This is a genomic window from Streptomyces resistomycificus (assembly GCF_001514265.1).
Classification (GTDB): Bacteria; Actinomycetota; Actinomycetes; order Streptomycetales; family Streptomycetaceae; genus Streptomyces; species Streptomyces resistomycificus.
Genome location: NZ_KQ949001.1, coordinates 35692 through 48145, shown reverse-complemented (window position 1 = coordinate 48145; position 12454 = coordinate 35692). Strand labels below are relative to the sequence as shown.

General features: G+C 73.0%; 10 protein-coding genes. 6 read left to right on the top strand and 4 right to left on the bottom strand.

The window, feature by feature from the left end:
* Position 1: 1 nt before the first annotated feature.
* Positions 2-1618 (bottom strand): carboxyl transferase domain-containing protein, encoded by a 1617-nt coding sequence (locus AQJ84_RS33060; protein WP_030040298.1) that lies wholly within the window; start codon positions 1616-1618, stop codon positions 2-4.
* A 96-nt stretch (positions 1619-1714) separates the two neighbouring features.
* Here AQJ84_RS33060 and AQJ84_RS33055 point away from each other — a divergent pair, with 96 nt between their 5' ends.
* The 3 genes from AQJ84_RS33055 to AQJ84_RS33045 all read left to right on the top strand — a co-directional run bounded on the left by AQJ84_RS33055 (position 1715) and on the right by AQJ84_RS33045 (position 5094).
* Positions 1715-2305 carry an SACE_7040 family transcriptional regulator gene (locus tag AQJ84_RS33055; RefSeq protein ID WP_030040297.1) on the top strand — a complete coding sequence of 197 codons (591 nt, stop codon included), beginning with the start codon at positions 1715-1717 and terminating at the stop codon, positions 2303-2305.
* A 714-nt stretch (positions 2306-3019) separates the two neighbouring features.
* Positions 3020-4177 (top strand): acyl-CoA dehydrogenase family protein, encoded by a 1158-nt coding sequence (locus tag AQJ84_RS33050; protein WP_030045194.1) that lies wholly within the window; start codon positions 3020-3022, stop codon positions 4175-4177.
* Between the two features lie 35 nt (positions 4178-4212).
* A complete protein-coding gene (locus tag AQJ84_RS33045) occupies positions 4213-5094 on the top strand; it encodes an acyl-CoA thioesterase (protein WP_030045193.1) in 882 nt (293 codons plus the stop codon).
* A gap of 104 nt (positions 5095-5198) precedes the next feature.
* Here the strand turns inward: AQJ84_RS33045 and AQJ84_RS33040 are convergent, their stop codons facing one another.
* Both AQJ84_RS33040 and AQJ84_RS33035 read right to left on the bottom strand, forming a co-directional pair.
* Positions 5199-5987, bottom strand: coding sequence for a phosphatase (locus tag AQJ84_RS33040; RefSeq protein WP_030045192.1), 789 nt, complete (start codon positions 5985-5987; stop codon positions 5199-5201).
* Between the two features lie 84 nt (positions 5988-6071).
* Entirely contained in the window at positions 6072-7658 is a 1587-nt protein-coding gene (locus AQJ84_RS33035; protein ID WP_198536310.1) for a PucR family transcriptional regulator, read from the bottom strand.
* Between the two features lie 187 nt (positions 7659-7845).
* Here AQJ84_RS33035 and speB point away from each other — a divergent pair, with 187 nt between their 5' ends.
* From speB to AQJ84_RS33020, 3 genes are read left to right on the top strand one after another with little or no spacing between them, the layout of a single operon-like run.
* Positions 7846-8814, top strand: coding sequence for an agmatinase (gene speB, locus AQJ84_RS33030; RefSeq protein WP_030045190.1), 969 nt, complete (start codon positions 7846-7848; stop codon positions 8812-8814).
* Positions 8815-8836: 22 nt separating this feature from the next.
* Positions 8837-10522 (top strand): thiamine pyrophosphate-binding protein, encoded by a 1686-nt coding sequence (locus tag AQJ84_RS33025; RefSeq protein ID WP_030045189.1) that lies wholly within the window; start codon positions 8837-8839, stop codon positions 10520-10522.
* Between the two features lie 17 nt (positions 10523-10539).
* Positions 10540-11547 carry a phosphotransferase enzyme family protein gene (locus tag AQJ84_RS33020; RefSeq protein WP_030045188.1) on the top strand — a complete coding sequence of 336 codons (1008 nt, stop codon included), beginning with the start codon at positions 10540-10542 and terminating at the stop codon, positions 11545-11547.
* 146 nt (positions 11548-11693) lie between these two features.
* Here AQJ84_RS33020 and AQJ84_RS33015 read toward each other — a convergent pair whose 3' ends face one another.
* Entirely contained in the window at positions 11694-12377 is a 684-nt protein-coding gene (locus tag AQJ84_RS33015) for a DUF7691 family protein (RefSeq protein ID WP_445585616.1), read from the bottom strand.
* Positions 12378-12454: the final 77 nt, after the last annotated feature.

Below are 12454 nucleotides of genomic sequence, written 5' to 3'. Positions count from 1 at the left end.
CTCACATCCGGAAGACGCCGAACTGGGGGTCACCCAGCGGGGCGTTCGCACAAGCGGTCAGTGCCAGGCCCAGCACCTGCCGGGTGTCGAGCGGGTCGATGACCCCGTCGTCCCACAGGCGGGCGGTGGCGTAGTACGCGTTTCCCTGGCGCTCGTACTGCGCGCGGATCGGGTCCTTGAAGGAGTCCTCGTCCTGGGCGGACCACTCCTCGCCGCGCGCCTCGAGCTGGTCCCTCTTCACCGTGGCCAGCACGGACGCGGCCTGTTCGCCGCCCATGACGGAGATCTTGGCGTTGGGCCACATCCACAGGAAGCGGGGGGAGTAGGCCCGGCCGCACATGGAGTAGTTCCCGGCGCCGTACGACCCGCCGACGACGACGGTCAGCTTGGGCACGCGGGTGCACGCCACCGCGGTCACCATCTTGGCGCCGTGCTTGGCGATGCCGCCGGCCTCGTAGTCCTTGCCGACCATGAAGCCGGAGATGTTCTGGAGGAAGAGCAGCGGGATGCCGCGCTGGTCGCACAGCTCGATGAAGTGGGCGCCCTTCTGGGCGGACTCGGAGAACAGGATGCCGTTGTTGGCGAGGATCCCGACCGGGTGTCCGTGCACGCGGGCGAAGCCGGTGACGAGGGTCTGCCCGAACTCGGCCTTGAACTCGGCGAAACGGGAGCCGTCGACCACGCGCGCGATGACCTCGCGCACGTCGTAGGGAGTGCGGGAGTCGGCCGGCACCGCGCCGTACAGCCCGTACGGGTCGACCTTCGGCTCGACCGTCTCGGTGACCTCCCAGGGCAGCGGCGCGCGGCGCGGGAGCGTGGCGGCGATGGTGCGCACGATGCGCAGCGCGTGCGCGTCGTCCTCCGCGAGGTGGTCGGTGACGCCCGACACGCGCGCGTGGACCTCCCCGCCGCCGAGCTCCTCGGCGGTGACGACCTCGCCGGTGGCTGCCTTCACGAGCGGGGGTCCGCCGAGGAAGATCGTGCCCTGGTTGCGCACGATCACGGCCTCGTCGCTCATCGCCGGGACGTACGCCCCGCCCGCGGTGCACGAGCCGAGCACCGCGGCGATCTGCGGGATGCCCGCCCCCGACATCCGGGCCTGGTTGTAGAAGATCCGCCCGAAGTGCTCGCGGTCGGGGAAGACCTCGTCCTGCATGGGCAGGAAGGCGCCGCCGGAGTCCACGAGGTAGAGACAGGGCAGGCGGTTCTCGAGCGCCACCTCCTGTGCGCGCAGGTGCTTCTTCACCGTCATCGGGTAGTACGTCCCGCCCTTGACGGTGGCGTCGTTGGCGACGATCACGCACTCGCGCCCGCTGACCCGGCCGATCCCGGCGATGACGCCGGCGGCCGGGGCCTGCCCGTCGTACATCCCCTCGGCCGCCAGGGGGGCCAGCTCCAGGAAGGGCGAGCCGGGATCGAGGAGGGCGTCGACCCGGTCCCGGGGCAGCAGCTTGCCGCGCGCGGTGTGCCGGGCCCGCGCCTTCTCGCCACCGCCGAGGCGGGCGACGGCGAGCTTGCCGCGCAGCTCCTCGACCAGTGCGCGGTGGGCCTTCTCGTTGGCCTGCCAGGCTTCCGACGCGGGGTCTGCCGCGCTCGTCAGCTCCGCTGCCTCCTGCATCCTGCGGTCCCCTCACCCAGTGATCGACCGGTTAATGAGCGTTAACCATTTCCATCAGGTTAACGACCGCTAACCTTCCTGTCTAGAATTGCTTCCATGGCCACCAGAACCGACGCCCCCACCCGCCGTGAGCAGATCCTCAAGGAGGCTGCCCGGCTGTTCGCCGAACGCGGCTTCCACGGGGTCGGCGTCGACGAGATAGGCGCCGCCGTCGGTATCAGCGGGCCGGGCCTGTACCGGCACTTCGCCGGCAAGGACGCGATGCTCGCGGAGCTCCTGGTGGGCATCAGCGGGCAGCTCCTCACGGGGGCGAAGCGGCGGGTCCGGGAGGCGGACGGGGTGGGCGCGGAGGCCCTCCTCGACTCCCTGATCGAGGGCCACATCGACTTCGCCCTCGACGACCGGCCCCTGATCACCCTGCACGACCGCGAGCTGGACCGCCTGCGCGACAGTGACCGCAAGCTCGTGCGCCAGCTCCAGCGGCAGTACGTCGAGCTGTGGGTGGAGGTGGTGCGGGAGCTGTACCCCGAGCTCACCGAGCCGACCGCGCGGTCCGCCGTGCACTCGGTGTTCGGGCTCCTGAACTCGACGCCGCACCTCGGGCGGGCCGGGTCCCTGCCGGGGCGGGGGGCGACGGCGGCGCTGCTGCACCGGATGGCCCGCGGCGCGTTCGCGTCCGCGGGCTGAGCGGAACGGGCCTGCCGCTCCCACCCGCCCGCCCGTACCCCTCCCGTCGCCGGGTGCGGGTGGCCCTGGCGGGGGCGAACGCCGTCGGCGGGGTGCGGGGGTCCTGACGGGCGCGAAACGCCGTCGGCGGGTGTGGGACGGAGCCCGGCGAGGGTGTCTCCGGCAGGGCCGTGTTCCCACCCGCACCACCCGTACAGCTTTCGTCGCCGGGTGCGGGTGGCCCTGGTGGGGGCGAAACGCCGTCGGCGGGTGCGGGGGCTGCGGGGCACAGGGAGCCGAGCACCCCCGCCGGGGGCTGGGGCGGAGCCCCGTGGCGGGGCCTTGTGTCCCACCGAGTCGGGTGGTGGGTGGGCGAGGTCGGGGTTCGGGGCGGAGCCCCGTGGCGGGGCCTTTGTGTCGTGCCGAGTCGGGTGGTGGGTGGGCGAGGTCGGGGTTCGGGGCGGAGCCCCGTGACGGTGCCCGACGTCCGGTGCCGGCCTCGCCGGAACGTCCGGTGCCGGCCTCGCCGGAACGTCCGGTGCCGGCCTGGCCGGAGCGCCCGGTGCCACCCTCGCCGGCGTACCCCGCGCCACCCTCGCCGGCGGACCCCGCGCCGCCCACCGGCGACGTCCGGCTCCGCACGTGACGAGCGTTACCTGGACGCCGCTTCGTACTCGCCGGTACGGTGATATGAGCAAGCGCTTAGACATGCCCAGAGTCATGGAGGTGGCGGCGGTGCGCCGTACGGTGTTCAACGAGGATCACGAGGCGTTCCGGGAGACCCTGCGGGCCTTCATCGAGGCCGAGGTCGTCCCGGTCTACGACGAGTGGTTCGCAGCCGGCCAGGCGCCGCGCGACTTCTACTACAAGCTCGCCGAGCTCGGCGTCTTCGGCATCCGCGTCGACGAGGAGTACGGCGGCGCCGGCATCGACTCGTACAAGTTCGAAGCCGTGATGTACGAGGAGACCGCCCGCGCCGGCGTCCAGTTCGGCGGCTCCGGCGTGCACGTGCTGCTCGGCCTGCCGTACATCAAGATGCTCGCCACCGACGAGCAGAAGAAGCGCTTTCTGCCGAAGTTCGTCTCCGGCGAGGAGATGTGGGCCCTCGCGATGACCGAGCCGGGCACCGGCTCCGACCTCGCGGGCATGAAGACCACCGCCAAGCTCAGCGAGGACGGCACGCACTACGTCCTCAACGGCTCCAAGACCTTCATCACCGGCGGCGTCCACGCCGACCGCGTGATCGTCTGCGCCCGCACCTCCGCGCCCACCGCCGAGGACCGCCGCCACGGCATCTCCCTGTTCGCCGTGGACACCAAGTCCGAGGGCTACTCCATCGGCCGCAAGCTCGACAAGCTCGGCCTGAAGACGTCCGACACCGCCGAGCTGGCGTTCGTCGACGTGAAGGTCCCCGTCGAGGACCTCCTCGGCGAGGAGAACAAGGGCTTCTACTACCTCGGCCACAACCTGGCCTCCGAGCGCTGGGGCATCGCCTTCGGCGCCTACGCCCAGGCCAAGGCCGCGGTCCGGTTCGCCAAGGAGTACGTGCAGGACCGCACGGTCTTCGGCAAGACCGTCGCCTCCTTCCAGAACACCAAGTTCGAGCTGGCCGCCTGCCAGGCCGAGGTGGACGCCGCCGAGGCCGTCGCCGACCGCGCGCTCGAGGCCCTCGACGCCGGCGAGCTGACCCCCGCCGAGGCCGCCAGCGCCAAGCTGTTCTGCACCGAGGTCGCGCACCGCGTGATCGACCGCTGCCTCCAGCTGCACGGCGGCTACGGCTTCATGAACGAGTACCCGATCGCCCGCCTGTACGCGGACAACCGCGTCAACCGCATCTACGGCGGCACCAGCGAGATCATGAAGTCGATCATCGCGAAGGACATGGGTCTGTAAGGCCCGCGAAATTACCTGCCGGTAGAACTGACGCCATGAGTCAGGCACTACACGATCTCCTCGATCTGCTCGACCTGGAGCAGATCGAGGAGAACATCTTCCGCGGCCAGTCCCGCTCCGCCGTCGTCCCGCGCGTCTTCGGCGGGCAGGTCGCGGCCCAGGCGCTGGTCGCCGCCGGGCGTACGGTCCCCCAGGACCGCCTCGCCCACTCCCTGCACGCGTACTTCCTGCGGACGGGCGACCCGGGCGCACCCATCGTCTACAACGTAGAGCGCATCCGCGACGGCCGCTCCTTCACCACCCGCCGGGTGGTCGCCGTCCAGCACGGCAGGCCGATCTTCACCCTCTCCGCGTCCTTCCAGACGTACGAGGAGGGTCTCGACCACCAGGCCCCCATGCCGCCCTCCCCGGACCCGGCCACACTGCCGACCTCCGAGGAACGGCTGCGCGACTACGACCACCTCGACGCGGCCGTGGTGGAGAAGTTCCTGGAGACCCGCGAGGCGATCGACCTGCGCTACGTCGACGAGCCGCCGTACGGAAGGTTCGGCGAGGCCCGCGAGCCGCACTCCCAGGTGTGGTTCCGCACCAACGGCAAACTCGGCGGCGCTGTCGACGAACCTCTGCTGCACGTCGTCCTCGCCACGTACGTCTCCGACATGACGCTCCTCGACTCGGTCCTCCTCGCGCACGGCCGCGGCGGCTGGGCGGTCGGTGACGTCGTCGGCGCCTCCCTCGATCACGCGATGTGGTTCCACCGCCCGTTCCGCGCCGACGACTGGCTCCTCTACGACCAGGAGTCCCCGTCGGCCCACGGCGGCCGCGGCCTCGGCCAGGCCCGCATCTACACCCAGGACGGACAGCTCGCGATCTCGGTGATCCAGGAGGGCGTGGTCCGCGTCCCCCGGCAGGACTGAGGAACCGGGCCCGGCCGGGGCGGACCCGACGCGGGCCCCGACGAGACCGCCCGGTCCCGCCCGGCCGCACGCGGGGGCTGCGCCGCGCCCCGCCCGGGCTCTGCCTACGCCAGCCCCGCCTCCGACAGGAGATACGCAGTCATCGGGTCGTAGTGGCGCGGGCTGACGACGTGGTCGTCGAGGGGGACCGCCACCTGGACCGTGCCCTCGGACTCGGCGAGGAACAGGGCCGGGTCGTTGCAGTCGGCGTACCCGAGGGAGTCGACACCGTGCTGACCGGCGTAGCCAGCCCAGCCGTGGTCGGCGACGACCAGGTCGGGCAGCGGGCGGCCCGCGCGCTCCAGGTCCGTGAGGATGGCCTTCATCGGCTCGCCGGAATGGGTGTGCCACAGGGTGGCGCCGTGCTCCAGGACGGCCACGTCCGCGAACTGCATCACGTACCCCTCGTCCGTCTGCAGCCCGTCCGGGATCACGACGATCTCGCAGCCCGCCGCGCGCAGGGCGGCGGCGGTCGCGCGGTGCACGTCGAGCAGGCCGCCCGGGTGCCCCGTGGCGAACAGGACCCGCTGCTGCCCGTCCGCCGCCTTGCGCAGCCGGCCGGCCATGCGGTCCAGGCCGGCCACCGTCAGCTCGGGGTCGATGGTGTCCTGGCCGTAGCGGTACTCCGGGTCGTCGTTGACGCCCACCCGCTCCGCCATCACCGCGAGCACGTCCTGCTCGTCGCTCCAGCGGTCACCGAGCTCCAGGCCGAGCCAGAAGTTGCGGACGCCGTTGGCGAGCTGGCGGTAGTGGGAGAGGTTGTTCTCACGCGGAGTGGCGACGTCGCCCGCGATACGGGTTCTCACAAGGTGTTCGACGAGCTCGTCACGGCTGGGTGTCCCGGATATCGGCATGCCTCCCATTGTGAGGCAGCGGCCGGTGGGAGCACCTGTCGTCCCGCACGCTGGGACGTGGGTCACGGTCGGTGCGGGCGGGGGTCACCGCCGCCGCAGCGCGAACCACAACTCCATCCGTACGTCGGGATCGTCCAGGTCGGCCGACAGCAGCGCCGCGCACCGGGCGACGCGCTGCCGCACGGTGTTGCGGTGCACGGCCAGCGCCACCGCCGTACGGTCCCAGCTGCCGTGCAGGGAGAGCCAGGCGCGCAGCGTCTCGGCGAGCACGGGGGTGAGGGGGGCCAGCAGCCCGCGGGCGTGTGCCTCGGCCTCCTCCTCGGGAACCAGGTCGGCGAGGGCCGGGCGGGCGCCGTGCCGGACCAGCGGCGCGCGGGTGGCGCGCGCCCGGGCCAGCGCCCGGGCCGCCTGCCCGTCGGCCGCCGCCCATTCGCCTGGGCCGACGGCCGCGCTGACACCCAGCGTCCAGCCGGGCTGCGGATCCGGCGCGCGCTCGGCCGGCACCAGCACCCGTACGACGTCCCGCGCAAGGTCGACCAGCGGGGAGCCGAGTGACGCGCCGAGCGCGGAGGCCGCCACCGCGTCGGCGGGCCGGCCCTCGGGACCGGCGTGCACGACCACCCAGCGTTCGCCCCCGAGCAGCGGCGCGACCGTCTCCGGCCCGGCCCCCAGCAACAGCCGTACGAGCGCCGACGACCGAGCCGCCCCCGCCCCGCTGTGGTGCTCGCCGGTGAGCAGCGAGAGCAGCACGGCGGCCACCGAGGCGATGGTGTGGTCACCGGCTTCGCGCCGCGGCGCCGCGACCCCGAGCACGAAGCCATGACCGGCGCCCAGGGCGTAGGCGGCGAGGTGCGTGCCGGCGAGGGTGTCGGTGGCGGAGGAGGGAGTGGGCCGACCGGTGGCGGGTGAGCTGCTGGTGCCGGTGCCGGTGCCGGTGGCCCTGCCTCGGCCGGGGCCGGGGCTGCGCACCGGCGCGGGCGGCTCGTCCGGCCGGGGCGGCCTCGCGTCGGGGCGGGGGACCCCGGTCACGGGGCGTACGACCCGCGCCAGCCCGGTCAGGGCCGCCCGCACCTCGTCGGCGGGCTCCCTTCCGGCCGTCGCGATCTCCGTGCCCTCCGGCCCGTACAGCACCGCGCGGCCGCCCACCCGCCGGGCGAGCTGCCGTAGGACGGAGGGGACGGGGTCGGGGCCGGAGGCCGCCGCGGCCAGGCTCTGCTGGGCCTCGGTGACGCGGCGCAGCTCGGCCAGGCGGGCCTGGGCCATCAGCTGCCAGACGGCGCGGGCCACCCCCGAGAAGGTGGTCTGCGGAGGGACCTCCACCAGCGGCAGCCCGTACGCCTCGCAGGCCGCGACCAGCGCCCGCGGCACCGTGTCGTGCACCGGCGCCATTCCGAAGCCGAGGGCCGCGCCGCCCGCCGCGACGATCCGCGAGACGTAGTCGTCGAAGTACGTGCCGGACCCGGCCGCCTCCGGGACATGCACCCCGGCCGTCAGCAGCAGCTCCCCTCCGAGCAGGTAGGGGTAGGGGTCCGCCATCTCCGAGGTGTGCGCCCAGTGGATGACGACGCCGGGGCCGGAGGGTCCCGCGATCTGCCGCAGGGCCAGGTCCTCGCGGGCCAGCAGGGCCGCCAGGGGCACGGGCGGCGTGGGGGGAACAGCGGGGTCCGGCATGGTGTGCGTTCCCTCCACCAGGCAAGGCTCGAATGGATGAAACGTACACTTCGCAGTCGCCCTTCGCCCACCTAGTGTCGGTCCCGACCGGCAGCCGCGGGCACGTCCCGGCTTCCCCGTAGAGTCGTACGAGAAGTAGTGCAAAACGCTCATACGCGATGAAGCGTAGGAAAGAAGGCAGTACCCCATGAGCAGCAACGAGACGCCCCGCGGCCCCGTCGACTCCTCCCGCGTCCCGCGGTACGCCGGTCCCGCGACCTTCGCCCGGCTGCCTCGCCTCGACGAGGTCGGCCGCGCCGACGTCGCCGTGGTGGGCGTGCCGTTCGACTCGGGTGTCTCCTACCGGCCGGGCGCCCGCTTCGGCGGCAACGCGATCCGCGAGGCGTCCCGGCTGCTGCGGCCCTACAACCCGGCACAGGACGCGTCCCCCTTCGCGCTGGCCCAGGTCGCGGACGGCGGCGACATCGCGGTGAACCCGTTCAACATCAACGAGGCCGTGGAGACGGTGGAGGCGGCGGCCGACGACCTGCTCGGCACCGGCGCCCGCCTGATGACCCTGGGCGGCGACCACACCATCGCGCTGCCGCTGCTGCGGTCGGTCGCCAAGAAGCACGGACCGGTGGCGCTGCTGCACTTCGACGCCCACCTCGACACCTGGGACACGTACTTCGGCGCGGAGTACACGCACGGGACCCCGTTCCGGCGGGCGGTGGAGGAGGGCATCCTCGACACCGAGGCCCTCTCCCACGTCGGCACCCGCGGCCCGCTGTACGGCAAGCAGGACCTGACCGACGACGAGAAGATGGGCTTCGGCATCGTCACGTCCGCGGACGTCTACCGGCGCGGTGCCGACGAGGTGGCCGACCAGCTGCGCCAGCGCATCGGCGACCGTCCCCTCTACATCTCCATCGACATCGACTGCCTGGACCCGGCGCACGCCCCCGGCACCGGCACCCCGGAGGCGGGCGGCATGACCTCCCGCGAGCTGCTGGAGATCCTGCGCGGCCTGGCGTCCTGCCACCTCGTCTCGGCGGACGTCGTCGAGGTGGCCCCCGCGTACGATCACGCGGAGATCACGTCGGTGGCGGCTTCCCACACGGCGTACGAACTGACCACGATCATGTCCCGCCAGATCGCGGCGGCCCGCACCGCGTGACGCGCAAGGAGACCGAGACCAAGTGACCCACGACCACGACCTGGTGCTCCGTCCGACGCAGGCGCAGATCTCCGCTGCTCTGAACCCTCCGGCCGGCCGCATCGGCGGAGACCTGGTCGTGGAGACGCTGGCCGGGCTCGGCGCGACGACCGTCTTCGGACTGCCCGGCCAGCACGCCCTCGGCATCTTCGACGCGCTCCGTCGCTCCGACCTGCGTTACGTCGGCCTGCGGGTGGAGAACAACGCCGGGTTCGCGGCCGACGCGTACGGCCGGATCACCGGGGAGGCGGCCCCGCTGCTGCTGTCGACGGGACCAGGGGCGCTGACGTCCCTGGCGGCCCTCCAGGAGGCGGCGGCGGCCTCCGCCCCCGTCCTGGCGATCAGCAGCCAGATCCCGACCGCGGGACTGGGCGGCGGCCGCCACGGCTATCTGCACGAACTCCCCGACCAGTCTGCCTCGTTCCGGGGCGTGGTGAAGTCGGTGCACACCGTCCGCAGCCAGTCCCAGATCCCCTCGGCGATCGCCGAGGCGTGGAAGTCCGCGCTGACGGCCCCGCACGGACCCGTCTGGGTGGAGGTCCCGCAGGACGTCCTGCTCGCCCGGACGGCGATCCCGGTGGTGACCGGCGGCGACGCCTTCCCCGAGGAACTGCCCCCGCGCCCCGAACTGACGGCGGTGGCGGCCGACCTGCTGTCCCACGCCGCCCACCCCGCGATCATCGCCGGCGGGGGAGTCGTACGGGCGGACGCGGCGGGCAAGCTGAGGCAGCTGGCGGAGAAGGTACGGGCGCCGGTCGTGACCACCTTCGGCGGCAAGGGCGCCTTCCCCTGGCAGCACCCGCTGTCCCTCCAGTCCTGGCTGGAGGACCGGCACGTCACGGACTTCCTCGAGGACGCGGACGTACTCCTGGTGGTCGGCTCCGGCCTGGGCGAACTCTCCTCCAACTACCACACGTTCAAGCCCCGCGGCCGCGTCGTGCAGATCGAGGCCGACCTCGGGAAACTGGAGTCCAACCACCCGGCGCTGGGCATCCACGCGGACGCCCGGCTCGCCTTGCAGGCCCTGCTGGAGACGGTTTCCGAGCGGACGGACGACTCCGCCCCGGAGCGGGTGAGCACGGTCCTCTCGCGGGTCCGCGAACGCGTCGCCGCCCAGGAACTCACCCTGGAACAGGACGTGCTGGCCTCGGTGCGCCGAGCCCTTCCGACCCGCTCCCCGTCGTTCTGGGACATGACCATCCTGGCCTACTGGGCCTGGTCGGCCTTCGACGCCAAGGCCCCGAACACCATGCACTCCGCCCAGGGCGCCGGCGGCCTCGGCTACGCCTTCCCGGCGGCCCTGGGCGCCGCGGTTGCCGACCCCACCCACCCGGTACTGGCGGTGTCCGGCGACGGCGGCGCCCTCTACTCCATCGCCGAACTGGCCACGGCCCGCCAGTACGATCTGAACGTCACGTGGCTGATCGTCGACGACGGCGGCTACGGGATCCTGCGCGAGTACATGACCGACGCCTTCGGCGAGGCGACGGCCACCGAACTGAGCCGACCGGACTACGTGGCCCTGGCCGAGTCGTTCGGGGTACCGGGGGTCCGCACGACCCCGGAGACCCTCGCGGACGACCTGGCGAAGGCACTGGCGGCACCCGGTCCCGCGGTGGTCGTCCTCCCCGCGGTGCTGCGGATGTTCGCGCCCACGCATCTGGACTGACCGAGGAGAGGCCCTTCATGCGGAGCGTGGCGGCGGCATTCATAGCGGACACCTACGCGCTCGGCACCGGACCCTGGACGGTGTCCCCCGTCGCCCGGGGCGCCCTGGGACAGATCTGGAAGCTGTCCGGGCACGGCTCCTCGTGGGCGGTCAAGGAGCTGCTCTTCGGCTGCGACGAGGAGCAGGTCGAGCGGGAGGCCGCCCTGCGCGACGCCACGGAGAGACTCGGCATCTCCTCGCCGACGCTCGTCCCCAGCCGCGCCGGCGCCCACGTCTGCCGGCTCCCGCCGTCGCTGGGCGGCTCCTTCGTGAAGCTGTACGACTGGATCGAGGGAACCGAGGCGGACCCCCGCGACCCGGATGTCCTGAGCTGGTGCGGCCGGACCCTGGCCCTGCTCCACCGGGCCGGCGAGGGGGCGGCCGGGAGGCCGAGCGCCTGGTACGAGGAGTGCCCCGGGGAAGCGGACTGGGAGGAGTTGCTCGAGGCGGCCCGCCGGGCCGGCACCCCGTGGTCGGAGGACCTGGGCCGGTTCGTCGCCACCTCGGCGGCGGAACTGGCGCGGCACGTCACCCCGTCCGGCCCGGACCCGGTGACGTCCCATCTCGACATGCGGCCGCAGAACGTGCTGGTCGGCCCGGCCGGACCGGTACTCCTCGACTGGGACAACGCCGGACCCGTCTCGGCGGAACGCGAGCTCGCCCGCGCCGTGTACGTGTGGGCGGGCGGGAACCACTTCGACGCCGATCGCGCACGGCGGCTGGTGCGCGCGTACCGGGACGCGGGGGGCCCCGGCGCCGTCAAGGGCCCGGACTCGTTCTCGATGCTCTTCGCGACCGACCTGAACTACGTCCGCGTACAGGCCGAGTGCGCCCTCGACCCGACCGTGACTCAGGCGCAGCGCCGGTTCGCGAGCGACCAGGTGGTCGCCGCACTGCGCGGTCTGCCGGACCTGTCCGCCGTCACCCGGCTGACGCGGGCCCTGGAGTGCGACGGCCCGGCCGCGAAGCCCGCTGGTGAGCCGTGACCGGTGGCCGGTGAGCGCTCAGCGGCGGCCGGTGACCCTGACCCGTGACCCTGACCCGTGACCCGTGACCCGTGACCCGTGACCCCTGACCCGTGACCCGTGACCGCTGACCTGTGCCTCGGCGCGGCGCTCCCCGCCGGGCGCCGTCACGCGAACCAGAAGAAGATCGTGTCCAGGGTCTGCCCGAGTTTGCGGGCGCTCTCCCACTCCTCCGCCTCGAAGCGCATGAGCTCCGCGAACTTGCGGGCCGCGTCCTGGTATTCGGGGTCGAGATGGTGGACCACGGACTCGTAGGCGTCGGCGAGCGCGGCGGCACGCTGGGCCGGCAGGGTGCCGATGGAGGGGAAGGCGTCGCCGGTCTGGGGAAGCCTGAGCGGCGGTCCGCCGAACAGGAACGCGACGGGGCGCAGCTCGGACGGGACGCCGTGCCGGGCGAGTTCGTCGTCCATGCGGAAGAACCACGACGGGCGGCGCCACGAGCCGAGGTCGGTGGTGTCGGAGAAGTGGGCCGCCACGACCTCGTGGAAGGCGTAGGTGTAGGCGGGGCTGACCTCCACGCTGGGCGCCCCCTCGACCAGTTCGTCCAGCGCCCGGCTCACCGTCACGTCGAGATCGATGCCCTGCTCCCCGAACCGCGCGTCGGTCCGCGCGCACCGCTCCCGTACCACCCCCAGCGCCCGCTCCTGCTTCTCGGTGCGCTCGACCGCCGTGAGCAGACGCATCACGTCCCGCATGTCCCCGGTGCTCATCTCCAGGCAGTAACTCACCGCTCGCCTCCCCGTCCGTCGTCGCGCCCGGCTCGTTCCAGGTCGTCCGGGCTGCCCGTCCATGATCTCTACGGGGGTGGGGGGCGTGTGCAGGGGGGTGGTCGTGGGGGCTGAGGAAACGCGACAGGGCCCGGCCGGAC

Excerpts from the sequence above, each read along its gene's own strand:
- AQJ84_RS33060 (WP_030040298.1), bottom strand. The coding sequence starts at position 1,618 with ATGCAGGAGGCAGCGGAGCTGACGAGCGCGGCAGACCCCGCGTCGGAA.
- AQJ84_RS33055 (WP_030040297.1), top strand. The coding sequence starts at position 1,715 with ATGGCCACCAGAACCGACGCCCCCACCCGCCGTGAGCAGATCCTCAAG.
- AQJ84_RS33045 (WP_030045193.1), top strand. The coding sequence starts at position 4,213 with ATGAGTCAGGCACTACACGATCTCCTCGATCTGCTCGACCTGGAGCAG.
- AQJ84_RS33040 (WP_030045192.1), bottom strand. The coding sequence starts at position 5,987 with ATGCCGATATCCGGGACACCCAGCCGTGACGAGCTCGTCGAACACCTT.
- AQJ84_RS33035 (WP_198536310.1), bottom strand. The coding sequence starts at position 7,658 with ATGCCGGACCCCGCTGTTCCCCCCACGCCGCCCGTGCCCCTGGCGGCC.
- speB (WP_030045190.1), top strand. The coding sequence starts at position 7,846 with ATGAGCAGCAACGAGACGCCCCGCGGCCCCGTCGACTCCTCCCGCGTC.
- AQJ84_RS33020 (WP_030045188.1), top strand. The coding sequence starts at position 10,540 with ATGCGGAGCGTGGCGGCGGCATTCATAGCGGACACCTACGCGCTCGGC.
- AQJ84_RS33015 (WP_445585616.1), bottom strand. The coding sequence starts at position 12,377 with ATGGACGGGCAGCCCGGACGACCTGGAACGAGCCGGGCGCGACGACGG.